At 72.4% G+C, this 24,697-nt stretch carries 25 protein-coding genes; 17 read left to right on the forward strand and 8 right to left on the reverse strand.

The annotated features are described in order from the left end of the window. The first annotated feature begins 105 nt into the window (after window positions 1-105). Entirely contained in the window at window positions 106-1,047 is a 942-nt protein-coding gene (locus IO40_RS0105950; RefSeq protein ID WP_016468883.1) for a daunorubicin resistance protein DrrA family ABC transporter ATP-binding protein, read from the forward strand. Beyond that, window positions 1,040-1,786 (forward strand): ABC transporter permease, encoded by a 747-nt coding sequence (locus tag IO40_RS0105955; protein ID WP_016468884.1) that lies wholly within the window; start codon window positions 1,040-1,042, stop codon window positions 1,784-1,786. The genes IO40_RS0105950 and IO40_RS0105955 overlap by 8 nt, the downstream gene beginning before the upstream one ends. A gap of 115 nt (window positions 1,787-1,901) precedes the next feature. Here IO40_RS0105955 and IO40_RS0105960 read toward each other — a convergent pair whose 3' ends face one another. Continuing rightward, a complete protein-coding gene (locus tag IO40_RS0105960; RefSeq protein WP_016468885.1) occupies window positions 1,902-2,552 on the reverse strand; it encodes a TetR family transcriptional regulator in 651 nt (216 codons plus the stop codon). A 163-nt stretch (window positions 2,553-2,715) separates the two neighbouring features. Between IO40_RS0105960 and IO40_RS37920 the strand changes: the two genes are divergently transcribed. Together IO40_RS37920 and IO40_RS0105970 are read left to right on the forward strand one after the other, a co-directional pair. Continuing rightward, a complete protein-coding gene (locus tag IO40_RS37920; protein WP_016468886.1) occupies window positions 2,716-2,877 on the forward strand; it encodes a hypothetical protein in 162 nt (53 codons plus the stop codon). Between the two features lie 19 nt (window positions 2,878-2,896). Beyond that, window positions 2,897-3,226 (forward strand): hypothetical protein, encoded by a 330-nt coding sequence (locus IO40_RS0105970; protein WP_016468887.1) that lies wholly within the window; start codon window positions 2,897-2,899, stop codon window positions 3,224-3,226. Here the strand turns inward: IO40_RS0105970 and IO40_RS0105975 are convergent. Beyond that, window positions 3,223-4,053: an isoprenyl transferase gene (locus tag IO40_RS0105975; RefSeq protein WP_016468888.1), complete on the reverse strand. Its 831-nt coding sequence runs from the start codon at window positions 4,051-4,053 to the stop codon at window positions 3,223-3,225. The two genes, IO40_RS0105970 and IO40_RS0105975, sit on opposite strands and share 4 nt — an antisense overlap. A gap of 51 nt (window positions 4,054-4,104) precedes the next feature. Further along, the gene (gene recO / locus IO40_RS0105980) at window positions 4,105-4,863 is read right to left on the reverse strand and encodes a DNA repair protein RecO (RefSeq protein WP_016468889.1); all 759 of its coding nucleotides are present in this window, start codon (window positions 4,861-4,863) and stop codon (window positions 4,105-4,107) included. Between the two features lie 573 nt (window positions 4,864-5,436). On the opposite strand from recO, the gene IO40_RS0105985 reads away from it, so the two are divergent. The 6 genes from IO40_RS0105985 to IO40_RS33185 all read left to right on the forward strand — a co-directional run bounded on the left by IO40_RS0105985 (window position 5,437) and on the right by IO40_RS33185 (window position 10,451). Further along, entirely contained in the window at window positions 5,437-5,967 is a 531-nt protein-coding gene (locus IO40_RS0105985) for a toxin-antitoxin system HicB family antitoxin (RefSeq protein ID WP_031174986.1), read from the forward strand. Between the two features lie 98 nt (window positions 5,968-6,065). Then, window positions 6,066-6,956 (forward strand): DUF4097 family beta strand repeat-containing protein, encoded by an 891-nt coding sequence (locus tag IO40_RS0105990; protein WP_016468891.1) that lies wholly within the window; start codon window positions 6,066-6,068, stop codon window positions 6,954-6,956. A 48-nt stretch (window positions 6,957-7,004) separates the two neighbouring features. Further along, window positions 7,005-8,039 carry a daunorubicin resistance protein DrrA family ABC transporter ATP-binding protein gene (locus IO40_RS0105995; RefSeq protein WP_031174987.1) on the forward strand — a complete coding sequence of 345 codons (1,035 nt, stop codon included), beginning with the start codon at window positions 7,005-7,007 and terminating at the stop codon, window positions 8,037-8,039. Next, a complete protein-coding gene (locus tag IO40_RS0106000) occupies window positions 8,036-8,827 on the forward strand; it encodes an ABC transporter permease (protein WP_030406518.1) in 792 nt (263 codons plus the stop codon). The genes IO40_RS0105995 and IO40_RS0106000 overlap by 4 nt, the downstream gene beginning before the upstream one ends. A gap of 119 nt (window positions 8,828-8,946) precedes the next feature. Next, a complete protein-coding gene (locus tag IO40_RS0106005; RefSeq protein WP_031174988.1) occupies window positions 8,947-10,194 on the forward strand; it encodes a cytochrome P450 in 1,248 nt (415 codons plus the stop codon). Continuing rightward, entirely contained in the window at window positions 10,191-10,451 is a 261-nt protein-coding gene (locus IO40_RS33185; protein ID WP_016468895.1) for a ferredoxin, read from the forward strand. The genes IO40_RS0106005 and IO40_RS33185 overlap by 4 nt, the downstream gene beginning before the upstream one ends. Window positions 10,452-10,471: 20 nt before the next feature. Here IO40_RS33185 and IO40_RS0106015 read toward each other — a convergent pair whose 3' ends face one another. The 4 genes from IO40_RS0106015 to leuA form a co-directional block, all read right to left on the reverse strand. Beyond that, window positions 10,472-11,734, reverse strand: a complete 1,263-nt coding sequence (locus IO40_RS0106015; RefSeq protein WP_031174989.1) for an MFS transporter — start codon at window positions 11,732-11,734, stop codon at window positions 10,472-10,474. A 194-nt stretch (window positions 11,735-11,928) separates the two neighbouring features. Further along, complete coding sequence (locus tag IO40_RS0106020) at window positions 11,929-13,299, reverse strand: GH1 family beta-glucosidase (RefSeq protein ID WP_016468897.1); 1,371 nt, start codon at window positions 13,297-13,299, stop codon at window positions 11,929-11,931. A gap of 98 nt (window positions 13,300-13,397) precedes the next feature. Continuing rightward, complete coding sequence (locus IO40_RS0106025) at window positions 13,398-14,066, reverse strand: TerB family tellurite resistance protein (RefSeq protein WP_016468898.1); 669 nt, start codon at window positions 14,064-14,066, stop codon at window positions 13,398-13,400. A gap of 177 nt (window positions 14,067-14,243) precedes the next feature. Then, window positions 14,244-16,040 carry a 2-isopropylmalate synthase gene (gene leuA / locus IO40_RS0106030; protein ID WP_016468899.1) on the reverse strand — a complete coding sequence of 599 codons (1,797 nt, stop codon included), beginning with the start codon at window positions 16,038-16,040 and terminating at the stop codon, window positions 14,244-14,246. A 351-nt stretch (window positions 16,041-16,391) separates the two neighbouring features. On the opposite strand from leuA, the gene IO40_RS0106035 reads away from it, so the two are divergent. Both IO40_RS0106035 and IO40_RS0106040 read left to right on the forward strand, forming a co-directional pair. Then, entirely contained in the window at window positions 16,392-17,501 is a 1,110-nt protein-coding gene (locus tag IO40_RS0106035) for a M4 family metallopeptidase (RefSeq protein ID WP_016468900.1), read from the forward strand. 98 nt (window positions 17,502-17,599) lie between these two features. Continuing rightward, window positions 17,600-17,875 carry a protealysin inhibitor emfourin gene (locus IO40_RS0106040; RefSeq protein WP_016468901.1) on the forward strand — a complete coding sequence of 92 codons (276 nt, stop codon included), beginning with the start codon at window positions 17,600-17,602 and terminating at the stop codon, window positions 17,873-17,875. Window positions 17,876-17,887: 12 nt separating this feature from the next. Here the strand turns inward: IO40_RS0106040 and IO40_RS0106045 are convergent, their stop codons facing one another. Continuing rightward, the gene (locus IO40_RS0106045) at window positions 17,888-18,691 is read right to left on the reverse strand and encodes an HAD family acid phosphatase (RefSeq protein ID WP_016468902.1); all 804 of its coding nucleotides are present in this window, start codon (window positions 18,689-18,691) and stop codon (window positions 17,888-17,890) included. Window positions 18,692-19,419: 728 nt separating this feature from the next. Here IO40_RS0106045 and IO40_RS0106050 point away from each other — a divergent pair. The 5 genes from IO40_RS0106050 to IO40_RS0106070 all read left to right on the forward strand — a co-directional run bounded on the left by IO40_RS0106050 (window position 19,420) and on the right by IO40_RS0106070 (window position 24,513). Beyond that, window positions 19,420-20,526 (forward strand): carbohydrate kinase family protein, encoded by a 1,107-nt coding sequence (locus tag IO40_RS0106050; protein ID WP_041969332.1) that lies wholly within the window; start codon window positions 19,420-19,422, stop codon window positions 20,524-20,526. Between the two features lie 130 nt (window positions 20,527-20,656). Then, on the forward strand, window positions 20,657-21,718 hold the full coding sequence (locus tag IO40_RS0106055) for a PhoH family protein (protein ID WP_016468904.1): 1,062 nt from the start codon (window positions 20,657-20,659) through the stop codon (window positions 21,716-21,718). A gap of 12 nt (window positions 21,719-21,730) precedes the next feature. Further along, entirely contained in the window at window positions 21,731-22,231 is a 501-nt protein-coding gene (gene ybeY, locus IO40_RS0106060; protein ID WP_016468905.1) for an rRNA maturation RNase YbeY, read from the forward strand. Further along, a complete protein-coding gene (locus IO40_RS0106065; protein ID WP_016468906.1) occupies window positions 22,228-23,565 on the forward strand; it encodes a hemolysin family protein in 1,338 nt (445 codons plus the stop codon). Before ybeY ends, IO40_RS0106065 begins: the two co-directional genes overlap by 4 nt. A 135-nt stretch (window positions 23,566-23,700) precedes the next feature. After that, window positions 23,701-24,513 carry a hypothetical protein gene (locus IO40_RS0106070; protein ID WP_031174992.1) on the forward strand — a complete coding sequence of 271 codons (813 nt, stop codon included), beginning with the start codon at window positions 23,701-23,703 and terminating at the stop codon, window positions 24,511-24,513. Window positions 24,514-24,697 lie beyond the last annotated feature (184 nt).

The following is a 24,697-nucleotide window of genomic DNA, read 5'->3' on the forward strand; positions in this document are numbered from 1 at the left end:
CGTGCACCGCTCGGCTCGTGTATAGCATACGCAGTAACGTTTACGGCATACACAGTTTCGCGTATCGCATACGCAGAAGAGCTGTGCGGAAGAGGGGGACGTGCCATGTACCCAGCGGCACAAGCCGGTTGGGCGATAGAGACCCAAGGACTGAGCAAGGCGTACGGCTCGGTGACCGTGCTGTCCGGAGTGGACCTGCGCGTGGCGAGCGGCAGCGTCTTCGCCCTGCTCGGGCCGAACGGCGCCGGCAAGACGACCACCGTGCGCATCCTGGCCACACTGACCCTCCCCGATGCGGGACGGGCCACGGTGGCGGGCCGCGACGTGCGCCGGGAGCGCTCACAGGTGCGCCGCGCCATCAGCCTCACCGGCCAGTACGCGGCCCTCGACGAGGCGCAGACGGGCGCGGAGAACCTGCGGATGATGGCCCGGCTGCGCGGCCACTCCCGCGCCTCGGCGCGCAGCCGCGCGGCGGAACTGCTGGACCGTTTCTCCCTCACCGAGGCGGCCGACCGCCGCGTCGGCACCTACTCGGGAGGGATGCGCCGCAGGCTCGACATCGCCGCCGGGCTGGTGACCGACCCGCAGGTGATGTTCCTGGACGAGCCGACCACCGGGCTGGACCCGCGCAGCCGCCGCACCATGTGGGAGGCGGTCGGCACCCTGGCCCGGGCCGGGGTGACCGTCTTCCTCACCACGCAGTACCTGGAGGAGGCCGACCAGCTCGCCGACCGGGTGGCCGTGCTGGACGGCGGCCGGGTGATCGCCGAGGGCACGCCGCAGGAGCTGAAGAAGACCGTCGCGGCCCAGCGGCTGGACCTGACGATGGCCGGGCCCGACGCCTACGAGGCCGCCGCCGCCCGGCTGGCCGGACGCCTGCTGCACCGCACCCCGGAGGGACTTGTGCTGGGCGTGGCGACCGACGGCAGCGCCGCCCACGTGCGGGCGCTGCTGGACGAGGTGGACCCGCAGCGCACCGACGTGGCGCGCTTCGCCGTGCACAGCCCGACCCTCGACGACGTCTTCCTGGAGCTGACCCATGGCTGAGTACGCGGTTCTCGCGGGCCGGTCCGTCCGGCTGACCCGGCGCAACCCCGACGCGGTGATCACCTCGCTGGTGCTGCCGGTGCTGCTGATGCTGGTGTTCGTCTACTTCTTCGGCGGCGCCATCGAGACCGGCACCACGAAATACGTGACGTATGTGGCGCCGGGCGTGCTCATCCTCTGCGCGGGGTACGGCGCCTCGATGACGGCGACCACCGTCTCGGTCGACATGACGAACGGCATCATCGACCGTTTCCGCGCCATGGACACCAGCGGCACCGCCGTGCTGACCGGCCATGTGGCCGCGAGCGTGGCCCGCAACACGGCGGCGACGGCGGCGGTGCTGGGCGTCGCCTTCGCCATCGGGTTCCGGCCCCAGGCGCAGCTGACCGGCTGGCTGGCGGCCTGCGGCATCCTGCTGCTGTACATCACCACGCTCTCCTGGCTGGGCGCGGCGGCGGGCCTGCTGGCCAAGAGCCCCGAGGCCGCGGGCGGGTTCACCTTCGTGATGCTCTTCCTGCCCTACCCCAGCAGCGCCTTCGTCCCGGTGGAGACGATGCCCGACTGGCTGCACGGCTTCGCCGACCACCAGCCGGTCACGCCCGTCATCGAGTCGCTGCGCGGCCTGCTGCTGGACCAGCCGACCGGCAACAGCCCCTGGCTGGCCCTCGTCTGGTGCCTGGGGCTGCTCGCGGTCACCCTCCCGGTGTGCGCGGCGCTCTTCCGCCGGCGTACGGCCTGAGCGGGCCGGGCCCGCGCCCCACAGGGGTACGGGCCCGGCACAGCACACCCACCCGGTACAGCACCCGGGCCCGTCGGGCGGAGCCGATCCGCCCGGCGGGCTCGGGTGTTCGCGGTCATCCGGTGGTGGCCGCCCCGTCCGAGGCCGTCCAGTACCGGCGGCCCAGGCTGATCAGCCGCAGCTGGCGGCGGGCCGTGCGGGCGACGGTCGCCGCGGGCGGGCCCTCGCCCAGGGCGGCGTCGAGAAAGGCGAAGGCCGTCATCACCATGTGGTCGACGTAGGTCTCCCCCAGCATCCGCAGGTCCTCCGCGCTCCAGCCGCGGGAGATCTCGTCCTCGGCCAGCAGGCGGGTGACCTCCTCGGCGAAGCGGTCGAGTTCGGCGCCGATGGCGGTGCGGACGGCGGCCACACCGCCGTGCCGCTCCCGGGCGACGAAGCGGATGTGCTCGGGGTGCCGGCGCACGTGCGCGGCGATGACGTCCACGAGGTGGTCGATGCGGGCGCCGTCCTCGCTGTGCGCCGACAGTCCGGCCCGTATCGCCTCGTGCAGGCTGCCCAGTGACTCCTCGACGAGGGCGACGCCCAGGTCGGCCACGTCGCGGAAGTGCCGGTAGAAGGCGGCGGGAGAGATGCCGACGGCGCGGGTGATCTCCCGCAGCCCGATGCTGCTCAGGCTCTGTTCCTCCAGCAGTGCCAGGCCCGCGTCCAGCAGGGCGCGGCGGGTGCGGGCCTTCTGCTGGTCGCGTTGCGAGAGGGTGGCGCTCATGGGCTCAGTAAACAGTTGTGTGCTGAGCGCCGCAATGGGTACCCTCAATTCAGTGAACAGTTGTCACGACAGTTGTTCACCCAACGACGTGCAACACGGACCGCACGGACAGCGCGCAGCACACCGAACGCCGACCCGCGCACGAGTCGGGAGAGGGGGAACCATGCTTTTCCTCGTCGCCGCATTCCTGCTGCTGGGCGTGCTGGTGGGCCCGCCCGCCCAGCTGCCGCCCGCCGTCACCCTCACCGCAGCCGCGGCCATCGCCGCCTGGCTGCTCGTCTTCGCCGTCCGCGAGCGCAACCGCCGCCACCGCCGGCAGGGCTGAGGAGGCCGAGGAGACGACCATGAGCACCACAGACACCCCCACCCGCCCCACCCGTACCGATACGGGGACCGGCACCGGCCCCCGCGTCCTGCGCAAGGGCCGCACCCGCGTGGGCGACGCCGACGACATGGCCGTGGCCTCGTTCGTGATGGGCCTGGTCGGACTGCTGGTCTTCAACATCGTCCTGGGCCCCTGCGCCCTGGTGCTGGGCGGCCTGGCACTGACCCGCGGCACGACCCGGCGCGGCCGGGCCCTGCTCGGACTGGGACTGGGCGCCGCCGACCTGCTGGTACTGGCCACCTTGATGACCGCCAACGGCACCGTCTCCTGGAGCTTCGCCCAGGGCTAGGCCCGCGCGGCGCTCTCCTGCGCCTCGTTGGGCAGGGCACCGCCGAACCGGCGGTCCCGCTGGGCGTACTCCAGACAGGCCGCCCACAGGTCACGCCGGTCGAAGTCCGGCCACAGCACGTCCTGGTAGACCATCTCCGCGTAGGCGCTCTGCCAGATCAGGTAGTTGGACGTGCGCTGCTCGCCGGAGGGCCGCAGGAAGAGGTCCACATCCGGCATGTCCCGGTAGTAGAGGTACTTCGCGAACGTCTTCTCGCCGACCTTCGCGGGATCCAGCCGGCCCGCCGCGACGTCCTCGGCGATGGCCCGCGCCGCGTCCGCGATCTCCGCCCGGCCGCCGTAGTTGACGCAGAAGTACAGCGTCATCGCGTCGTTGTCCTTCGTCTGCTCCTGGGCGACCTGGAGTTCCTGGACCACCGACTTCCACAGCTTCGGCATCCGGCCCACCCAGCGGATGCGGATGCCCAGCTCGTCCATCTCGTCGCGGCGGCGGCGGATCACATCGCGGTTGAAGTTCATCAGGAAGCGCACCTCCTCGGGCGACCGCTTCCAGTTCTCCGTGGAGAAGGCGTACAGCGACAGGTTCTTGACGCCCAGCTCCAGACAGCCCTTGAGGACGTCCATCACGACGCCCTCGCCCACCTTGTGGCCCTCCGTGCGCGGCAGCCCGCGCTGCTTGGCCCAGCGGCCGTTGCCGTCCATGACGACCGCCACGTGGTTCGGGATCAGCTCGCCCGGGATCTTGGGCGGCCGGGCCCCCGAGGGGTGCGGTTCGGGCGTCGCGTACTGGCGCTGCTGCGACCAGGACAGCATTCCGCGGCGTGCCATGCGGTTCTCATCTCCAGCGGGCGGAACGGGGGACAGCTGACCCGGTCGAGCCTAACCGTTCGAAGCCTGCCGCACGTACCGCAGGGAGCGCAGCCCCCGCTCCAGGTGCCAGTGCAGATAGGCGGAGACCAGGCCGGAGCCCTCCCGGCAGTGCCGCGGCTCGGCGGCGTCCGCCGTCTCCCAGTCCCCCGTCAGCAGCGCACCCAGCAGCCGCAGCGCCTCCGGCGAGGGCACCACGCTGCCCGGCACCCGGCAGTCGCCGCACACCACCCCGCCCGAGGCGACGGAGAAGAAGCGGTTGGGCCCCGGCAGTCCGCACTTGGCGCAGTCGGCGAAGCTCGGTGCGTAGCCGCCCATCGCCAGCGAGCGCAGCAGGAAGGCGTCCAGCACCAGACCGGCGCTGTGCGCGCCCGAGGCGAGGGTGCGCAGTCCGCCGACCAGCAGCAGGTACTGCTGCACATTGGGCTCGCCCTCGTGGTCGGTGAACCGCTCGGCGGTCTCCAGCATGGCCGTGCCGGCCGTGTAGCGGTCGTAGTCGGTCACGATGCCCTGCCCGTAGGGGGCGATCGTCTCCGTCTGGGTGCACAGCGGCAGCCCGCGTCCCACCAGTTCGCTGCCCCGGGCGAAGAACTGCACGTCCACGTGGCTGAACGGCTCCAGCCGCGCCCCGAACTTCGACTTGGTCCGGCGCACTCCCCGGGCGACCGCCCGCACCCGTCCGTGCCCGCGCGTGAGCAGCGTGATGATGCGGTCCGCCTCTCCGAGCTTCTGGGTGCGCAGGACGATGCCGTCGTCACGGAAGAGGGACATGAGGGCATTGTCCCGTACGCCGGGGGCGGACCGGGGACCGCGGGGGCGCATCCAGGCCCCGGAGGCCCGGACCGGGGCCCGCGGGGGCGCGTCCCGCCCCCGGAGGCGGCCGACCGCTGCCGAAGGTCCCGGCGGCCCCTCCGGGTTCCTGGTGCGCGCTCCCCGGACGGAGTCCGGCCTCCGCCTCGCCGGACGGCAGCCCGGTGCCGTTCGCGTGGACCTGCCGCCCAGCGCCCCTGGGACGACACAGCGGACGCCCGATGAACCCGGGCCGCCCCCGGGCAGGCGCCCTCCCCCTCGGCGGCTGCCAGGGAGCCCCCACCACGGAGTTCCGGCACGCGTCGCCGTATGCCGTTCCCGGCGGGGCCCACCCGGCGAGCACCCAGGTGGGGCCTGACACTGAAGCGCTGGCGCCACGCTGGCGCCGAACCGGCGCCATTTCGAGTCGCCCCCTCCTCGCTGCGCCACCACCGCGCACCAATTTACGGAAGTCTCCGCAAATCAACGCCGCGCCGCGAGACTGGTCACCCGAATCGGCTCGCCATGGCGCCACGAGTGTGCCACTATGGCGCCATGGACCTCACGCCCTACGTCGACAACCTCCGCCAGGAGCTGGCCGTCGCCGCGGACGCCAGCGGTGACGACGCCCGCGCCCTCGCCGAGCGCCTCGCCTCGCCCCTGGAGACCGCCGCCCGGCTGACCCTCCTCAACGCGCTGTCCGCCGCCATGAGCGAGGTCACGCGGGAGCTGGCACCTGGCTCGGTCGACGTGCGGCTGCGCGGGCTCGACCCGGAGTTCGTGGTGACGGCGCCGCCCACCGCCGAGCCCTTCCAGGAAGCGCACGAGCCCGCCGCTGCCCCCGCCGCGGCCATGGCGCCACCGCCGCCCGCGGAGGGTGACGACGGCGCCATGGCGCGGATCAACTTCCGTCTCCCCGCCCCGCTCAAGGCCCGCGCCGAGGCCGCCGCCGCTGCGGAGGGCCTGTCGGTCAACGCCTGGCTGGTACGGGCCGTCTCCACCGCCCTCACCGGCGAGGAGCGCACCGGCCGGCCGGGCCGCGGCAAGGACTCCGGCAGCCGGGGCTTCACCGGCTGGGCCCGCTAGCCCCGGCCGGCCCCGCCGCCGGCCCCCACTTCATCCGACTTCATCCGACACCCGCCGCACCGGCGGGAACACCCACGAGTCACGAGGACGCCACAGCCATGCCTGCTTTCGACACTCCCGAACCGCTCTCCGCCACCTTCGAGCTGGAGGTGGGCTCCGTCCACCTCACCGCCGGCAAGCGCACCGACACGGTCGTGGAGGTACTGCCGCGCAGCGGCGCCGACGACAACGACGTACGCGCCGCACAGCAGACGCAGGTCACCTGCGCGGGCGGCCGGCTGACCGTCCGGACGCCCAAGAAGCGCTCCCCGTTCGCCAAGCCGGGCGCCGTGGAGGTGACCGTCGAGCTGCCCGCCGGCTCGGACGTGCGGGGCACCGCGGCCCTGGGCGCCTTCTTCTGCACCGGCCGCCTCGGCGACGTGGTGCTCAAGACCTCGCTCGGCGACCTCCAGGTGGACGAGGCCGCCCGGGCCGAGCTGCGCACGGACCACGGCGACATCCGGCTGGCCCGCGCCACCGGCGATGCAGAGGTCGTCGGCTCCGGCCGGGTCGAGGTGGGCGAGGTCACCGGCGCGGCGACCGTCAAGAACGGCAACGGCCCGACCGTGGTCGGCGAGGTCGCCGGCGGTCTGAGGACCAGTGCCGCCAACGGCGACATCTCGGTGGGCACCGCGCACAGCGGGGTGGAGGCCAAGTCCGCCAACGGCCGCATCGAGATCGGCGTCGCCCGCGCGGGGGTCGAGGCGATGACCTCCACCGGCCGGATCCGGGTCGGCGACGTCCTGCGCGGCCGGGTCGCCTTGCGCGCCTCCGTCGGCGACGTCGAAGTGGGCATCCACGACGGCACCGCCGCCTGGCTCGACCTGCACACCAAGTTCGGCACCGTCCGCAACGCGCTCGGCCCCTCGGCCGGACCGGCGGACAGCGAAGAGACGGTCGAGGTGCACGCCCGGACCTCGGTCGGCGACATCATCACCCGCCGCGCCTGACCGGCGCCCCCTCCCCAACCCTGACCCCGCCCCCGGAAGGACAGCGGCATGACCGCCACCCGGACAACGGCGCCGAGCACCACGAGGACGACGGCGCCGGTGATCGCCGCCACCGGACTGCGCAAGTCCTACGGCGACAAGCTCGTGCTCGACGGCATCGACCTGTCGGTGCCGCAGGGCACCGTCTTCTCCCTGCTCGGCCCCAACGGCGCCGGCAAGACCACCGTCGTCAAGATCCTCTCCAGCCTCGTGTCCGCCGACGCGGGCACCGTCCGCGTCGCCGGGCACGACCTGGCGGCCGATCCGCAGGCCGTGCGGGCGGCGATCGGCGTGACCGGACAGTTCTCCGCCGTCGACGGGCTGATCACCGGCGAGGAGAACATGCTCCTGATGGCGGACCTGCACCATCTGTCCCGGCGCGAGGGGCGGCGGATCACCGCCGAACTGCTGGACCGCTTCGATCTGAAGGACGCCGCGAAGAAGCCCGCCGCCACCTACTCGGGCGGTATGAAGCGCCGCCTCGACATCGCCATGACCCTGGTCGGCGGGCCGCGGATCATCTTCCTCGACGAGCCCACCACCGGCCTCGACCCGCGCAGCCGGCACACCATGTGGGGCATCATCCGCGAACTGGTCTCCGGCGGCGTCACCGTCTTCCTCACCACCCAGTACCTGGAGGAGGCCGACCAGCTCGCCGACCGCATCGCGGTGCTGAGCGACGGGAGGATCGCCGCCGAGGGCAGCGCCGACGAGCTGAAGCGGCTCGTCCCCGGCGGGCACATCCGGCTCCGCTTCACCGACCCGTCCGCCTACCGGTCCGCCGCCGTCGCCCTGCGCGAGGCGACCTTCCCGCGGACCGCACATCCCGCCCGGGCGGGCGGCTCGCTCGACGACGAGGCGCTGGCGTTGCAGATCCCCAGCGACGGCAGCCAGCGCGAACTGCGTTCCCTCCTCGACTGGCTGGACTCGGCCGGCATCGAGGCGGACGAACTGACCGTGCACACCCCCGACCTCGACGACGTGTTCTTCGCCCTGACCGGCGGCGGCGCCGTTCCCCACCAGGCCGAGGAGGCCACCCGATGAGTTCCCTCTCCCTCGCCGTGCGCGACGCGAACACGATGCTGCGCCGGAATCTGCTGCACGCCCGGCGCTACCCCTCCCTCACCCTGAACCTGCTGCTCACGCCGATCGTCCTGCTGCTGCTCTTCGTCTACATCTTCGGTGACGTGATGAGCGCGGGCATGGGCGGCGGCCACGCTGACCGCTCCGCGTACCTCGCCTATCTGGTCCCGGGCATCCTGATGATGACCATAGGCGGCACCGTCGTCGGGGCCGCGGTGTCCGTCTCCACCGACATGGCCGAGGGCATCGTCGCCCGCTTCCGCACGATGGCCATCCACCGCGGTTCAGTGATCATCGGGCATGTCGTCGGCAGCGTCCTGCAGTCGGTCGCCAGCGTGGTCCTCGTCGGTGCCGTCGCCGTCGCCATCGGCTTCCGGTCCACGGACGCCACAGCCCTGGAGTGGCTGGCGGCCCTCGGGCTGGTCGCCCTGGTCGCCCTGGCGCTCACCTGGATCGCCGTCGGGATGGGCATGGTCAGCCCGAACGCCGAGGCGGCCAGCAACAACGCGCTGCCGCTGATCGTCCTCCCGCTCATCTCCAGCGCCTTCGTCCCCCTCGACGCGATGCCGGGCTGGTTCCGGCCGATCGCCGAGTACCAGCCCTTCACCCCGGCCATCGAGACCCTGCGCGGCCTGCTGCTCGGCAGCGAGATCGGCAACAACGGCTGGCTGGCACTCGGCTGGTGCGTGGGGCTGAGCGTCCTCGGCTACCTGTGGACGAAGGCGGTCTTCAACCGCGACCCGAAGTGAGCCGCACGACGGCGCGGGCGGCCTCGCCCGGCTCCCCGCGCCGCCTCGCCGCCACTCCTGCCCCACCCGCCCCGTTCGATCCGCCGGCCCCTTCCGCCCCGACGACCGATGGAGCACCCATGTCGTACGACCCGGCCCCCTCCCGCACTCCCGTAGACGGCACCCGGACCGAGGAACCGCAGGCCCTGCCCGTCGACCGGCACACCGGCTGCCCCTTCGACCCGCCCGACGGTCTCGTCCCGCCCGGTGACGAGCCGCTGCGCCGCATGCGCTACGCCGACGGCCACGTGGGCTGGCTGGTCACCGGCCACGCCGCGGCCCGCGCGCTACTGGCCGACCCGCGTATCAGCTCACGCTACGAACTCCTGCACCCGCCCGTGCCGATGCCGGGGATGCCCGAGGAGCTGCCGCCCGCGCCGGTCGGTGACATGACCGGTCTGGACGCCCCCGAGCACACCCGCTACCGGCGGCTGCTCACCGGCAAGTTCACCGTCCGCCGGATGCGCCGGCTCACCGAGCGGATCGAGCACTTCACCGCCCGGTGCCTGGACGAGATGGAACAGGCCGGGCCGGGCGCCGACCTGGTGACGGCGTTCGCGCAGCCCGTGCCCGCGCTCGTGATCTGCGAACTGCTCGGCGTGCCGTACGCCGACCGGGACCGCTTCCGCGGCCAGGTGGCGGCCCTCTTCGACCAGACGGCCGCGCCGGAAGCGAGGGAGGGAGCACTCGGGGAGCTGTTCGCGTACCTGAACGAACTGGTCCTCGCCAAGCGCGCCGAGCCCACCGACGACCTGCTCAGCGAGCTGACCACCTCGAACCTCCACGACGAGGAACTGGCCGGCATAGGCTCCCTGCTGCTCGCCGCCGGCCTCGACACCACCGCGAACATGCTGGCCCTGGGCACCTTCGCACTGCTGAGCAACCCCGGGCAGCTCGCGGCGCTGCGCGCCGAACCCGCGCTCGCCGGGCAGGCGGTGGAGGAGCTGTTGCGCTACCTCAGCGTGGCCGATCCGCTGGTCCGGGCCGCGCTGGAGGACATCGAGATCGAGGGCCGTCTCATCAGGGCGGGCGAGACGGTCACCGTGTCCGTGCAGGCCGCCAACCGTGACCCGCGCAGGTTCGCCCGTCCCGACGGACTCGACCTCCGCCGCGAGGCCGTCGGCCATCTGGCCTTCGGCCACGGCGCACACCAGTGCCTGGGCCAGCAGCTCGCCCGTGTGGAGATGACCGTCGCGTTCCCGGCGCTCCTCGCCCGCTTCCCCACCCTGCGTCTGGCGGTGCCGGCGCACGAGGTGCGGATGCGGGAGCGCAGCAACATCTACGGCGTGCTCAGCCTGCCCGTCACCTGGGACGAGGTGCAGCCATGAGCGTTTCGCGAGAGCCGCTGCGGCTGCGCGTCGACCGTGAACGCTGCGCCGGAGCCGGCATGTGCGCGCTGACGGCTCCACAGGTCTTCGACCAGGACGAACGGGAAGGCCGGGTGCTGCTTCTGCGTCCCGTACCGGCCCCCGCAGACCGGGCCGCCGCCCGCACGGCCGCCGGCCTCTGCCCCGCCGGTGCCATCACCCTCGACCCGGCGGACTCCCCGGCCACCGGGAACACCCGGGACCGCGGGCCGTCGTAGCCCGCCGGCGTGCGGCCTCATCAGGGGACGCTGCGGATGCGCAGGACGAGGAGGGCGCCGGCCAGGCCGATGGCGGCGGCGGTCAGATAGAGGGCGGGATAGCCGCCCGCGTACCGCACCAGCGGCGCGGCGATGGCGGGGGCCGCGACCTGGGGAAGGGAGTTGGCGATGTTGATGACGCCGAGGTCCTTGCCGCGGTCGCGGGCGGTGGGCAGAACGTCCGCCATGAGGGCGAAGTCGACGGAGGTGAAGACGCCGAAGCCGACGCCGAGCAGGGCGGCGGCGCACAGCACCCCGGTCCACGTCTGCCAGCAGGCCATCAGCACGGTGGCCGCGGCCATCAGCACACCCGCCCACAGGACGAAGGGTTTGCGGCGCCCGGCGCGGTCGGACCAGATGCCGCCGGCCACGACGGTCGCCAGCAACAGGGCCGCGTTGAGCGCGGTCAGCGCCAGGACGCCGTCCTCGGGCTCGGGCACATCGAGCACGTCGCGCAGGTAGTAGAGCAGGTACAGCAAGGCCAGCGCGTTGCCGAGGTTGACCAGGAAGCGGGTCAGCCACGCCCAGCCGAAGTCGGGGTGGCGGCGGGGGCTGATCCAGAAGCCCGCGGCGAAGCCCCGCCAGGTGAAGGGGGGCCGCAGGGTGCGCGGCAGCGGGGTGTCCTGCCCGAACAGCACGTAGGGGATGACGGCGAGCACCGTGAAGAGGGCGCAGGCGAGGTAGCCGGCGAACAGGCCGCCGGCGGCCATGGCCAGCCCGGTGCCGAGGACGACTCCGAGGGTCTGCGAGACGCCGAGCCAGCCCCCGACCGCGCCGCGCTGCGCGGTCGGCACCCGGTCGGGGACGGCGGCCACCAGTGCGGCGTAGGTCGCGTTGAGTGCGAGTTGCACCAGGCACCAGCCCAGCACCATGCCCGTCATGCCGTCGACCAGGGCGAGCACCACGAGTCCGGCGGCGCCGCCCGCGACACCGGCCGCGACCCATGGGGTGCGCCGTCCCCACCGCGAGGTGGTGCGGTCGGAGACGGCGCCGAAGAGCGGGTTGGCGACCAGGGAGACGGCGGCACCGATGCCGGTCACCCAGGCCAGGACGGACTCCTTGCTCCAGCCGGCCGGCGCCACCTGGGCGGCCTGCACCGCGAGCAGCACCTGGAGCGGCCCGTACCAGCCCACCCAGACCGAGCCGTTGGCCAGGGAGAGGGCGGCCGTCCAGCGGGCACCGACCCGGGTGACGGGCTCGGCGAGGGCGGCGACCGGGCCATGTTCCGCCGGACCATGAGCCACCGGACCACGGACAGCCGGGCCATGAGCCACCGGACCACGGACAGCCGGGCCATGAGCCGCCGAATCATCGACGACCGCATCATGAGCCGCCGGATCGCGGGCGGCCGGTCCCTGGGCGGCCCGCCCGTCCGCTGCCGGGTCCCGCCCGTCCGCTGCCGGGTCCCGCCCGTCCGCGTCCGGTGCGGGCCGCAGGGTCACGGCTGCCGGCCGGCCCGGTCGCGCAGCACGCCCCGCAGCCAGTGGAAGGAGTCCTTGGGGGTGCGTTCCAGGGTCGCGTAGTCGACGTGGACGAGGCCGAACCGCTGGCTGTAGCCCTCGGCCCATTCGAAGTTGTCCAGCAGCGACCAGATGAAGTAGCCGCGCACGTCCGCTCCCGCGGCGCAGGCGGAGTGCAGGGCGCGCAGGTGGGCGTCGTGGAAGGCGATGCGCCGGACGTCGTGCACGGGGTCGGGGTAGGAGCAGCCGTTCTCGGTGATCATGACGGGCGGCAGCCGGTCGCCGTAGCGTGCGCGGAGGGTGTGCAGGATCTCGGGCAGCCCTTCGGGGACGACGGCCCAGCCGAATCCGGTGCGCTCCTTGCCGGGTATCTCCCGCAGCGAGAAGGGCAGTCGTGCGGGCAGGCCGACACCGGCGAACTCGCTCTCCCCGGCGTCGGGACCGGGCGCCGCCACCAGGGTGGGCTGGTAGTAGTTGACGCCGTACCAGTCCAGCGGCTCGCTGATCACCTTCAGGTCGTCGGCGACGGGGCCGGGCAGCGCGGCGGCGAGGTTCTCGTCGGGGTAGCGGCCGGTCAGCAGCGGGTCGGCGAACAGCCGGTTGGTGAGGACGTCGTAGAGTTCGGCCGCCGCGGTGTCCGCCTCGCCGTCGGACAGCGGCCGGACGGGCCCGTGCGAGTTGGCGATCCCCACCGAGCGCGCACCGTGGGCCCGCAGCGCCCGGACGGCGAGCCCGTGGCCGAGGAGCTGGTGGTGTGCGGCGGGCAGCGCGTCGAACAGCAGCTCGCGGCCGGGCGCGTGTTCGCCGATGCCGTAGCCGAGCAGGGTGAGTTCGGCGGGTTCGTTCAGCGTGATCCAGTGCGGTACGCGGTCGCCGAGGCGGGCGGCGACGTGCTCGGTGTAGTCGGCGAAGCGCCGGGCGGTGTCCCGCTCCAGCCAGCCGCCGCGCTCCTCCAGCGGCAGCGGGGTGTCCCAGTGGAAGAGCGTGGGCACCGGCCGGATGCCGGCCGCGCACAGGGCGTCCACCAGCCGGTCGTAGAAGTCGAGCCCGGCGGCATTGACCGGGCCGGTGCCCAAGGGCTGGACGCGGGGCCAGGAGACGGAGAAGCGGTAGGCGTCCACCCCCAGTTCGCGCAGCAGCTCCACGTCCTCGCGCCAGCGGTGGTAGTGGCCGGTGGCGACGGTGGCGTCCCCGCCGTCCTTCACGGCTCCGGGCCGGCGTACGAAGGCGTCCCAGGACGAGGGTCCGCGCCCGTCCTCGTCCACCGCGCCCTCGATCTGGAACGCGGACGTGGAGACCCCCCACAGAAAGCCGTCGGGGAAGGACGGCAGCGGCTGATCGCTCGTCATGTCCGGAGCCCATCAGCGGCCCCGCACGGAGTCAATACCCGTGCGTAACAACGGCGTCGGCCCGCCACCCGCCACCACGGGCCGCGGGCGGCGGCCGGTCAGGAGGGGGTGCGGGCCTGGACCAGGAGGCGGTCCACGTCGTCGGCGTCCAGCTCCAGGGCCCGCCCGACGGTGGCGAGCACCTCGCGTTCCGCCGCGCAGTAGGGCCCGTCGGCCAGGGCGATGCGGGCGCCTTGGAGCAGCAGGCTCTCGCGGCCGGGGACGGCCAGGTGCGGGGCCAGCGGGGCGAGGACCTCGTGGAGCTCGATCTCGGCCGTCACATGGGTGCGTCCGCGCTGTCTGCTCTCGGCGGTGACGGCGGCGAGCAGAGCGGTCAGCTCCTCCTCCGTGCAGTCGGTGAAGCCGGCGGCCCGTACCGTCCCGGCTGCCGTCTCGCGGGCCGCGCGGGCGGCGGAGCCCCCGGCCGCCAGCACGGCGAGGGCGACGCTGTGGACGGCTTCGCGCAGCATCGCGGCGAGGCGGTCGGTGGTGGGGTGGTCGAGCACGTCGGCGGTGAAGTGCGCGCGGCAGGCGACGCATTCGACGACGGGCCCGTCCGCGCCGCGGGGGACCAGCGGGACTCCCAGCAGGACGAAGCGGCGCCGGCCCGTGCGTCTGCGGTAGCGGCGGTCGCCGCCGCAGCCGGGGCAGAAGAAATCCCCGTCGTCCAGGGTGCGCCAGCTCGTGCGGACCCCTGCGAGACGTACACGGAAGGGTCGTTGGCGCATGGCCTCGCACCTCCATCACGATTCGGCAACGTCGCCGGGTGACGTGATATTAACCACAGCGCGGCGCCGGAGACAGCCCCCCGAGACCTTTTCGGCCCCTCGGTCGGCGGCTGTCCCCGGCGCCCGGGTGAGACGGCCCGGCCACAGGCGTCACTCGGCCCGCGGCCTCGCTCCGGTTCAGCGGTAGGCGCGGTTCACCGCCGAGACGGCCGCCTTGATGGAGGCGCGCACGATGTTGGCGTCGATGCCCACGCCCCACAGGACGCGCCCGTCGATGGCACATTCGATGTAGGCGGCGGCCTGCGCCCCGACGCCCTCGCTCATGGTGTGCTCCACGTAGTCGAGCAGCCGCACGTCCACGTCGATGGCGTGCAGCGCGTCGAAGAAGGCGGCCAGCGGGCCGTTACCGGTACCGCTGAGGGTGACCGGCTCGCCGTCCACAACGGCCTCGACCGTCAGCGCGTCGGCGCCGTCGCTGGTCGCGGAGGTCTGTGCGCCGCGCAGCGCGATACGGCCCCAGCTCTTGTCCGGGGTGGGCAGGTACTCGTCCTGGAAGACGGCCCAGATGTCGGCCGGGGTGACCTCGCCGCCCTCGGCGTCGGTCTTCTCCTGGATGATCCGGGAGAACTCCACCTGCATCCGGCGCGGCAGGTCCAGGTTGTGCTCGCCCTTGAGCACGTAGGCGATACCGCCCTTGCCGGACTGCGAGTTGACGCGGATGACCGCCTCGTAGGACCGGCCGACGTCCTTGGGGTCGATCGGCAGGTAGGGCACCGCCCACTCGATCTCGTCCACCGTCTTGCCGGCCTTCGCGGCCCGCACCTCCATGGCCTCGAAGCCCTTCTTGATGGCGTCCTGGTGGGAGCCGGAGAAGGCGGTGTAGACCAGGTCCCCCACGTACGGGTGGCGGGGGTGGACCTCCATCTGGTTGCAGTACTCCCAGGTGCGGCGGATCTCGTCGATCCGCGAGAAGTCGATCATCGGGTCGACGCCCTGGCTGAACAGGTTCATCCCCAGGGTGACCAGATCGACGTTGCCGGTGCGCTCGCCCTGGCCGAACAGACAGCCCTCGACGCGGTCGGCGCCCGCCATCACGGCCAGTTCGGCGGCGGCCACGGCGGTGCCGCGGTCGTTGTGCGGGTGGACGGACAGGCAGACGTGCTCGCGGCGGGACAGGTGGCGGCCCATCCACTCGAACCGGTCGGCGTGGGTGCTGGGCGTGGAACGCTCCACCGTGGCCGGCAGATTGAGGATGATCTCGCGGCCGTCCTCGGGCTGCCATACGTCCATGACGCCCTCGCAGACCTCCAGCGCGAAGTCCAGCTCGGTGTCGGTGAAGATCTCGGGGCTGTACTGGTAGCCGAAGACCGTGCGGTCGTCCAGCAGCTTCTCCGCGTACTCCATCACCAGCCGGGTGCCGTCCACGGCGATCTGCTTGACCTGTTCGCGGGTGCCGCGGAAGACGACCTCGCGGAAGACGGGCGCGGTCGCGTTGTAGAGGTGGACGGTGGCGTGGTGGGCGCCCTTGAGCGACTCGACGGTCCGCTCGATCAGCTCCTCACGGGCCTGGGTGAGGACGGAGATCGTCACGTCCTCGGGGATCGCGTCCTCCTCGATGATCGAGCGGACGAAGTCGAAGTCGGTCTGGCCGGAGGAGGGGAAGCCGACCTCGATCTCCTTGTAGCCCATGCGCACCAGCAGGTCGAACATCTCGCGCTTGCGGGCCGGCGACATCGGGTCGATCAGCGCCTGGTTGCCGTCGCGCAGGTCGGTGGACAGCCAGCGGGGCGCCTTGGTGATGCGGTTGGCAGGCCAGGTGCGGTCGGGCAGGTCCACGGCCTCGTACTGGCCGTACTTGTGGACCGGCATCCCGGAGGGGCGCTGCTTGACGGTGGTGGCCGTCAGCGGGGTGGTGCGGCCGATCGCGGCGCGGCCGGGCACGGCGGAGGAAGGCTGGGAGGGCTGGGAAGTCATCGCGTTCAGGGCTCCTGGAGGAGTGGCTGTGCAAAAGGGCCGACGACAGCACCGAACTCCGCGGGGAGGGGGTCGGCCTGGTGGCTACAGACCCTCGCCGCGGCAGCTAAGAAGAAGCAGCCCGAAACGCATGATGCCCGCATCGTAACTCAGGCCCCGTGGCGGCCACGGGGCGTATCACCATGCGGGACGCGGGGTCGGCGCACCCACCCGCCGGCCCCACCACTCCCTCGGGCACCGCACTCACGATCCGGCGAAACCGGACATCACGGCACAGGGTTCACCACCGTTTTGCGGGAATCATCGCGGCAACCGGTGACAGGACGGTAACTCAGTGCCACATTGCTCTATATGAACGTACATCCCTCAGCGTCGCATCCGACGGCATCCAAGGCCCGATCCGTTTTCTGCACGATCGTCCCTCCCCACCTGCTCGACCAGGTCTCTCGGCACGGCGACGACGTTCTCTCGCGGCCGGCCCGGCGCACCCTGGAGCGGGACGCGACCCAGCGCACCCGGCGCCGGATCACTACGGTGCGTTACGGCGTTCTGGCGGCGGCCCCCGCCGCGCCCGACATCGACCCGGCCGACCGCAAACCGCAGCGCACCATCTACGACGCGGCCAACAAGGAGGAGCTGCCCGGACAGAAGGTCCGCGAGGAAGGCAGCGACCCCGGCCAGGACGCCTCCGTCAACCGCGCCTACGCCGGCCTCGGCGCCACCTTCGAGCTGTACCTGAGCGTCTACGACCGCTACTCGATCGACGGAGCCGGTCTGCCGCTGGACGCCACCGTCCACTACGGCGACGACTACGGCAACGCGTTCTGGGACGGCGAGCGGATGGTCTTCGGGGACGGCGACGGCGAGATCTTCCGCGACTTCACCCTTCCGGTGGAGGTGATCGGGCACGAACTGACCCACGGCGTCACCCAGTACACCGCCAATCTGGAGTACTTCGGCCAGTCCGGGGCACTCAACGAGTCCGTCTCCGACGTCTTCGGCTCGCTGATCAAACAGCACAGCCTGGGCCAGAGCGCCGAGGAGGCCGACTGGCTGATCGGCGCGGGGCTGTTCACCGACCGGGTGGAGGGCCAGGCGCTGCGCTCCATGAAGGCGCCCGGCACCGCCTACGACGACGACGTGCTCGGCAAGGACCCGCAGCCGGCGACCATGGACGACTACGTCCAGACCGGCACCGACAACGGCGGCGTCCACATCAACTCCGGCATCCCCAACCACGCCTTCTACAAGCTGGCCGTGGACCTGGGCGGCAACGCCTGGGAGCGGGCCGGACAGATCTGGTACGACACCCTCACCTCCGGCCGGCTCACCCCGGACGCGGACTTCGCGGCCTTCGCGGAGGCGACCGCCGAAGCCGCCAAGTCCCGGTTCGGCGACGGCAGCGACGAGCACGAGGCGGTACGCAAGTGCTGGTCCGAGGTGGGCGTGACGTCGGAGTGAGAAGGCGCCCCACCGGGGTGCCGTCAGGGTGACGATCCTCACGCAAAGCCACCCGACCGGCACTTAACGTGCGGCCGGATGGCCGGGAAGATGGAGGTATGCGTATCACCGTCACCCGCACAGGTGGCTTCGGCGGGCTCACCCGCCGGGCCACCCTCGACACCGCAGGGCGGCCTGATGCCGCCGAGGTCGCGGCCCTGGCAGACCGGGCGCTGCGCGAGGGGCTGAGCGAGGCACCCCTGGGGGTGCCCGACGGCTTCCACTACGAACTCGACGTCGAGGACGGCTCCGCGAGGAGCTCCCACTTCGCCGACCCCAAGCTGACCGAGGCGCAGGCGGAGCTGGTGCGGAAGGTCCTCAAGGAAGGGGCGTGATGCCCCTGGTCCTCACGGCAGGTAGTACATCGGGTTCGGCAGCTTGACCTTGCGGTCGGCGTGCCCGCCCGCAAGGTCGCTGTACTGGTCGCCGAAGTTGGCCAGGATGTCGTAGCCCTGGTCCTCGATGTGGGCACGCGTGCCCGACTTGTACTCGACGGTGGTGCAGTCGTTGCCGCAGTCCAGGTAGGCGGGCGGGTTCTTCTTGTCCTTGAGGAAGAAGTGCTCCTTGTCGACCGGGATGTCGTAGCCCACGTTCTTGAGGTTCCGCACGCTCCAGTCACGCTGGTGCTCGCTGCGGCCGGTGACCAGGAAGACGGTCACGCCCTTCTTGTGCGCCCAGTTGACCAGCTCCCGCATCCCGAAGACCGGCTCCATGTCCTCGGTGCGCAGGTACTCGTCCTGTGCCTGCGGGGTGAAGTGGTAGCCGATGCGCAGTTCGAAGTTGTAGGTGAGCAGCGTGGTGTCGTCCACGTCCAGCACGATCGCCGGCTTGTTGCGGTGGCCGTGCTTCCCGTGCCCGCCCCGGTACTTGTCCAGGTCCCGCGCCAGGTCCTTGCGGGCCCGGGAGGCGATGCCCCGGGTCTGCTTGGCGTAGTTGCTGTGCGGGGAGGCGTAGTGCTCGCCGTCCTCCGTCTCGGTGTCCCCGTAGTACGCCTCGATCTTCGTCTTCACCTGGTCGAGGTTGGGGATCTCCTTGTCGGTTCTGGGCACCGAGTGCTCCGCGGTGGCCTGGCCGACGCCGAAGAAGGCCGCACCGGCGACGGCGGCGACGGCGACCAGGGACAGGACGGAACGCTGGGGACGACGGGACATGCGCGACTCCTCGCGGAACGTGGCGGGCTGGAGGTCGCAGGGAACGTAACAGCGCCGCCAACCGGCGATCTACGCGCGGAGATTCAACAATCCGTAAAACCTGTCCCGGTGCCGGACCGCACCACCACGAGGACACGACGGCAGGGGGCGCCACCCCTTGGCCGGCGCTCCGCACCGCACGCCGGGCGCCGCTCCCCGCGCCCTCCTCCGCTCCGTCGCCCCCGGGAGGGATCCCGCGCCCGCTCGCGCCCGGCACACCGGGCGCAGGCACTATCGTCGGTCGCACCGCCGCACCGGGCCGCCCCCGGTCGCGGCGACGGGGACAGTGACACGACGGGGAAGGCACGGTGAGCACGGTGAGCACGCGCAGGACCCCCCAGCCCCCGCCCCGCGACCCGGCGACCCCCCCGCCCCCGTCCCCCCGGGCCGGCACCGGCCCCGCAGCCGGCGGCCCGGCGCAGCCGCCCGCGAGCACCGGGCAGGAGCCGCACCGGGAGCAGCAGGGGCGCCCCGCCGCCCCGGCCCCGCAGCCGGCGGGCCGGACGGCCCCCGCGGCCGGAGCCGCCCCGGACGGGTCCGGGGGTCAGGGGTGCGACAGGGACGGCGGCGCCCGCCGCGCGGGAAGCGGACCGGTCCGGGCCGAGGGACGGACGACGGCGGGACGGGAGGCGGGCCCGGCCAGGGCGGCGCACCCGTGGCCGGCACCCCGGGCGGCACTCGCCCGGCCGCTGTTCGACCCGCTGGCCGCCCTGCGCGAGCGGAGCGGACCGGGCTGCGACGTGTATCTGACGGGGACGGTCTTCCTCGACATCATCTTCACCGGCCTGGACTCGGCCCCCGTGCGCGGCACCGAGTCGTGGGCCCGGGGCATGGGCTCCTCCCCCGGCGGCATCGCGAACATGGCCGCCGCGCTGGCCCGGCTCGGGCTGCGCACCTCGCTGGCCGCCGCCTTCGGCGACGACATGTACGGCGACTACTGCCGCGAGGAGCTGGAGACCGGCGAGGGCATCGACCTGTCCCTGTCGCACACGGTGCCCGGCTGGCACTCCCCCGTGACGGTGTCGATGGCTTACGAGGGCGAGCGGACGATGATCTCCCACGGGCACGAGGCGCCGCCCGGCCCCCACGCGCCGCCGCACCGGGAGGCCGGTACGGCCTACGACCCGGACGCGCCCCCGTGCCCGCCGCCCGCCGCCGCCTGCGTCTCGTCCCTGGTACCGGGCCGCCCGCAGGAATGGGTGGCCACGGCCGCGCGGCGCGGCAGCCGCGTCTTCGCCGACGTCGGCTGGGACGAGACCGGCCGCTGGGACCTGGGGGCGCTGGCCGAGCTGGCGCACTGCGAGGCGTTCCTGCCGAACGCCGTGGAAGCGATGCGCTACACCCGCACCGACTGCCCCCGCGCGGCGGCGCACGCACTGGCCGAACACGTACCGCTGGCCGTCGTCACCCTGGGCGCGGAGGGCGCCTACGCGGTGGACGCGGGCACCGGTGAGACCGCGCACGCGCCGGGCATCCCCGTGGAGGCACTGGACACCACGGGCGCCGGTGACGTGTTCGTCGCCGGGTTCGTGACCGGCAGTCTGGCGGGCTGGCCGCTGCCCGACCGGCTCGCCTTCGCGGCGCTGACCTCCGCCCTCTCCGTCCAGGAGTTCGGCGGCTCGCTCTCCGCGCCCGGCTGGCCGGAGATCGCCGCCTGGTGGCGTTCGACGGGCTGCGCACAGGAGCCGCGGCGGACGCGGTACGCCTTCCTCGACCGGATCCTGACCGGCTGCGCAGCCGCCGCCCCGCCCCGCCGCGCGGTGCCGACGCTCGGATTCCGGCCCCCGGAGTCCTGACCCCCGCCCCCACCGGGCGGGGCCCGGGGCCGGGGACAATTCCGGTGAGCCCGCCGGGAGCGCCGTCGTACCCTTGGACGGGTAGAGAACTACGGCGCAGAGGGAGATGAGCAGGCCCCAGAGGCCGCCCATGACGCAGACAACACCGTCCAAGGCCGGTTCCGGGCAGGAGACAGCCCGCTTCACCGTGCCACCCAAGCACCCCATGGTCACGGTGCTGGGCTCCGGAGACTCTCTGCTGCGCGTGATCGAGGACGCGTTCCCCGACACGGACATCCATGTCCGGGGGAACGAGATCAGCGCAACCGGCAACCCCGCGGAGGTCGCCCTGGTCCAGCGCCTTTTCGACGAGATGATGCTGGTGCTGCGCACCGGCCAGCCGATGACGGAGGACGCGGTGGAGCGCTCCATCTCCATGCTGCGCGCACAGGAGAACGGCACGGGCGCACCGGAGGAGACGCCCGCCGAGGTGCTCACACAGAACATCCTCTCCAACCGTGGCCGCACGATCCGCCCCAAGACGCTCAACCAGAAGCGCTACGTGGACGCGATCGACAAGCACACGATCGTCTTCGGCATCGGCCCGGCCGGCACGGGCAAGACGTACCTCGCGATGGCCAAGGCCGTGCAGGCGCTCCAGGCCAAGCAGGTCACCCGGATCATCCTGACCAGGCCCGCCGTCGAGGCGGGCGAGCGGCTCGGCTACCTGCCGGGCACGCTCTACGAGAAGATCGATCCGTATCTGCGCCCGCTGTACGACGCGCTGCACGACATGCTCGACCCCGACTCGATCCCCCGGCTGATGGCCGCGGGCACCATCGAGGTGGCGCCGCTGGCATACATGCGCGGCCGGACGCTGAACGACGCGTTCATCATCCTGGACGAGGCGCAGAACACCAATCCCGAGCAGATGAAGATGTTCCTCACCCGCCTCGGCTTCGACTCGAAGATCGTGATCACGGGCGATGTGACACAGGTGGACCTGCCGGGCGGCACCAAGAGCGGGCTGCGCCAGGTGCAGGAGATCCTGCGCGATGTGGAGGACGTCCACTTCTCGCAGCTGACCAGCACCGACGTGGTGAGGCACAAGCTGGTGGGCCGTATCGTCGACGCCTACGACCGCTACGACAGCGCCCGCGAGGCGGACGGTGACGCCCCGCCGCCCAAGCGGCATCCCGGCAAGAGGAAGTAACCGACCCGCACCATGTCGATCGACGTCAACAACGAGTCCGGCCACCGGGTCGACGAGCAGGCGCTGCTCGACATCGCCCGCTACGCGCTGGCCCGGATGCGCATCCACCCGCTCTCGGAACTGTCGGTGATCTGCGTCGACGCCGACACCATCGAACAGCTCCACCAGCAGTGGATGGACCTGCCGGGGCCCACCGACGTGATGTCCTTCCCCATGGACGAGCTGCGCCCGCCCTCCCGCGACGAGGAGGAGCCGCCGCAGGGCCTGCTCGGTGACATCGTGCTGTGCCCCGAGGTGGCCGCCAGGCAGGGGGCCGAGGCCCCGACGAAGCACACCATGGACGAGGAGCTGCAACTGCTCACCGTCCACGGTGTGCTGCACCTGCTGGGCTACGACCACGAGGAGCCCGGCGAGCGGACCGAGATGTTCGGTCTCCAGTCCGCGATCGTGGACGGCTGGCGTGCCGAGCGCGGCATGACCGGCCCGTCCCCGGCCCCCACCACCACGTCGTGAGCACCCCCCTGATCGCAGCCGCCGTACTGCTGGTGATCGTGGCCTGGCTGGCCGCCTGCGCGGAGGCGGGGCTGGCGCGTACGACCAGCTACCGCGCCGAGGAGGCGGTACGCCAGGGCCGGCGGGGCAGCGCCCGGCTGGCGGCCGTCGCCGAGGACCCGACGCGCTACCTCAACCTGGCCCTGCTGCTGCGGGTCGCCTGCGAGGTGGCGGCCGGCGCGCTGGTGACGTACGTCTGTCTGCGGGCGATCGACGGCACCTGGCAGGCGCTGGCCGTCGCCATAGGGGTGATGGTCTTCGTCTCCTACGTGGCCATCGGCGTCTCGCCGCGCACCATCGGCCGCCAGCACCCGCTCAACACCGCGACGGCCGCCGCCTACGTGCTGCTGCCGCTGGCCCGCATCCTGGGCCCGGTGCCGCAGCTGCTGATCGTGCTGGGCAACGCGCTCACCCCCGGCAAGGGCTTCCGCAAGGGGCCGTTCGCCAGCGAGGCGGAGCTGCGGGCGATGGTGGACCTGGCCGAGCGGGAGTCGCTGATCGAGGCGGAGGAGCGCAAGATGGTGCACTCCGTCTTCCAGCTCGGCGACCGTCTGGTGCGCGAGGTGATGGTGCCGCGCACCGATCTGATCACCATCGAGCGGTTCAAGACGATCCGGCAGGCGCTGACGCTGGCGCTGCGGTCGGGTTTCTCGCGGATCCCCGTGGTCGGGGAGAACGAGGACGACGTGGTCGGCATCGTCTACCTCAAGGACCTGGCGCGGAAGGTCCACATCAGCCGGGACGCGGAGACGGAGCTGGTGTCCACGGCGATGCGCCCGGCGACGTTCGTCCCGGACACCAAGAACGCGGGCGATCTGCTGCGCGAGATGCAGCGGGACCGCATCCACGTCTCCGTCGTCATCGACGAGTACGGCAGCACGGCCGGGATCGTCACCATCGAGGACATCCTGGAGGAGATCGTCGGGGAGATCACCGACGAGTACGACCGTGAGCTGCCGCCCGTCGAGGAACTGGGCGAGGGCCGTTACCGCGTCACCGCCCGGCTCGACATCGCCGACCTCGGCGAGCTGTACGGGCTGACCGGGTGGGACGACGAGGACGTGGAGACGGTCGGCGGGCTGCTGGCCAAGTCGCTGGGCCGGGTCCCGATCGCGGGCGCCACCACGGTGGTGGACGTGACCGAGGACCACTCCGACCCGACGCTGACGGGCCTGCGGCTGACGGCCGAGTCCCCCGCCGGCCGCCGCAACAAGATCGTCACGGTGCTGGTGGAGGCCGTACGGGAGCCGGTGACCACCGGTGGCGGCAAGAACCCGGCACCCGACGAGGGCTGAGGGGACGGCGCCCGGCCACCGGGCCCGCGCGCCCGGTGGCACCCCGATATCCCCCATTCGGCGTGGCGGGCTGGCGTGTGCCTGCCGGAACTGATGCGGTGTGAAGGGAATTTCTCCCGTCGAAAGGCCAGCACCATGCGCCGTGTCAGCCGCTCGTCCTCCTTCCTCACCGGCGCGCTCAGTGCCGTCGTGCTGCTGTCCGTCGCCGGATGCGGTGGCGGTGGGCAGTCCGACGCGAGCGGCGAGGGCACCTCGCCGTCCCCCAGCAAATCGAAAGCCAGTCCAACCGGCTCCCCCTCCACCGCGCAGGGCCCGCTCAGCGAACAGCAGGCCCGCGCGGCGCTGCTCGCCGAGGGGAACCTGCCCTCCGGCTGGAAGCACGCCGATCTGGACGACACCACCGTCGCCGGGGACGCACCCGACGATCTGAGCACCAAGAACCGCGACTGCAAGAAGCTGATCGACGCGCTCGGCGGCGACCTCGACAAGCACGAGGCCCGCACCGACGGCTCCCGCGACTACCGCAAGTCCGCCGACGGCCCCTACCTGTCCAGCGAGGTCGCCTCCTACGACCAGGCCAAGGGCGCCAAGCGCGCGCTGGGCACCTTCAAGAGCGTCAGCAAGAGCTGCAAGAAGGTCACCACCCGCAACAACGCTGTGACCATCGACTGGAAGGTCTCCCAGCTGAAGCGGAAGACCGGCGCGGACAGCGCGGGCGTCCGGCTGCGGGGAAAGGCCGAGGGCGGCCCCGGCAACGGCAAGCAGCTCACCCTCGATCTCGTCCTCTCCCGCGTCAAGCAGTCCACCACCGGGCTGGCTCTGCTGACCACGGGCAAGGGCGACGACAAGCTGAGCGCCGATCTGGCCAAGCAGGCGGCCAAGCGGCTCAAGGCCGTCGCCAAGGGCCGGACGCCCACGCCGACGGTGCCGCCGGAGAAGGGCGACTAGACCGCCGGTCCCGCCCGGCCCCCGGAGCCCCGTAGACCACCGGTCCCGCCCGACCCTCTCGGGCCCTGCGGCGTGCTTCCGCGTTCGGTCAGGCGGCTCTACCTTCTTGATCGGGTTGATCGAGCCATTCGTAGGGTTGGGTCGCCCAGGGGTGCTGGGTGTGGCTATCAGGCGGCTGCCGTCT

The sequence above is a fragment of the Streptomyces albus subsp. albus genome, from assembly GCF_000725885.1.
GTDB lineage: Bacteria > Actinomycetota > Actinomycetes > Streptomycetales > Streptomycetaceae > Streptomyces > Streptomyces albus.

Coding starts and splice junctions, on each gene's coding strand:
- IO40_RS0106025 (WP_016468898.1), bottom strand. CDS start 14,066: ATGCGCCAACGACCCTTCCGTGTACGTCTCGCAGGGGTCCGCACGAGC.
- IO40_RS0106040 (WP_016468901.1), top strand. CDS start 17,600: ATGCGTATCACCGTCACCCGCACAGGTGGCTTCGGCGGGCTCACCCGC.
- IO40_RS0106000 (WP_030406518.1), top strand. CDS start 8,036: ATGAGTTCCCTCTCCCTCGCCGTGCGCGACGCGAACACGATGCTGCGC.
- IO40_RS0105970 (WP_016468887.1), top strand. CDS start 2,897: ATGAGCACCACAGACACCCCCACCCGCCCCACCCGTACCGATACGGGG.
- IO40_RS0105990 (WP_016468891.1), top strand. CDS start 6,066: ATGCCTGCTTTCGACACTCCCGAACCGCTCTCCGCCACCTTCGAGCTG.
- recO (WP_016468889.1), bottom strand. CDS start 4,863: ATGTCCCTCTTCCGTGACGACGGCATCGTCCTGCGCACCCAGAAGCTC.
- IO40_RS0105955 (WP_016468884.1), top strand. CDS start 1,040: ATGGCTGAGTACGCGGTTCTCGCGGGCCGGTCCGTCCGGCTGACCCGG.
- IO40_RS37920 (WP_016468886.1), top strand. CDS start 2,716: ATGCTTTTCCTCGTCGCCGCATTCCTGCTGCTGGGCGTGCTGGTGGGC.
- IO40_RS0106055 (WP_016468904.1), top strand. CDS start 20,657: ATGACGCAGACAACACCGTCCAAGGCCGGTTCCGGGCAGGAGACAGCC.
- leuA (WP_016468899.1), bottom strand. CDS start 16,040: ATGACTTCCCAGCCCTCCCAGCCTTCCTCCGCCGTGCCCGGCCGCGCC.
- IO40_RS0105975 (WP_016468888.1), bottom strand. CDS start 4,053: ATGGCACGCCGCGGAATGCTGTCCTGGTCGCAGCAGCGCCAGTACGCG.
- IO40_RS0105995 (WP_031174987.1), top strand. CDS start 7,005: ATGACCGCCACCCGGACAACGGCGCCGAGCACCACGAGGACGACGGCG.
- IO40_RS0106045 (WP_016468902.1), bottom strand. CDS start 18,691: ATGTCCCGTCGTCCCCAGCGTTCCGTCCTGTCCCTGGTCGCCGTCGCC.
- IO40_RS0105950 (WP_016468883.1), top strand. CDS start 106: ATGTACCCAGCGGCACAAGCCGGTTGGGCGATAGAGACCCAAGGACTG.
- IO40_RS0106070 (WP_031174992.1), top strand. CDS start 23,701: ATGCGCCGTGTCAGCCGCTCGTCCTCCTTCCTCACCGGCGCGCTCAGT.
- IO40_RS0106005 (WP_031174988.1), top strand. CDS start 8,947: ATGTCGTACGACCCGGCCCCCTCCCGCACTCCCGTAGACGGCACCCGG.
- ybeY (WP_016468905.1), top strand. CDS start 21,731: ATGTCGATCGACGTCAACAACGAGTCCGGCCACCGGGTCGACGAGCAG.
- IO40_RS0105985 (WP_031174986.1), top strand. CDS start 5,437: ATGGACCTCACGCCCTACGTCGACAACCTCCGCCAGGAGCTGGCCGTC.
- IO40_RS0106020 (WP_016468897.1), bottom strand. CDS start 13,299: ATGACGAGCGATCAGCCGCTGCCGTCCTTCCCCGACGGCTTTCTGTGG.
- IO40_RS33185 (WP_016468895.1), top strand. CDS start 10,191: ATGAGCGTTTCGCGAGAGCCGCTGCGGCTGCGCGTCGACCGTGAACGC.
- IO40_RS0106035 (WP_016468900.1), top strand. CDS start 16,392: ATGAACGTACATCCCTCAGCGTCGCATCCGACGGCATCCAAGGCCCGA.
- IO40_RS0105960 (WP_016468885.1), bottom strand. CDS start 2,552: ATGAGCGCCACCCTCTCGCAACGCGACCAGCAGAAGGCCCGCACCCGC.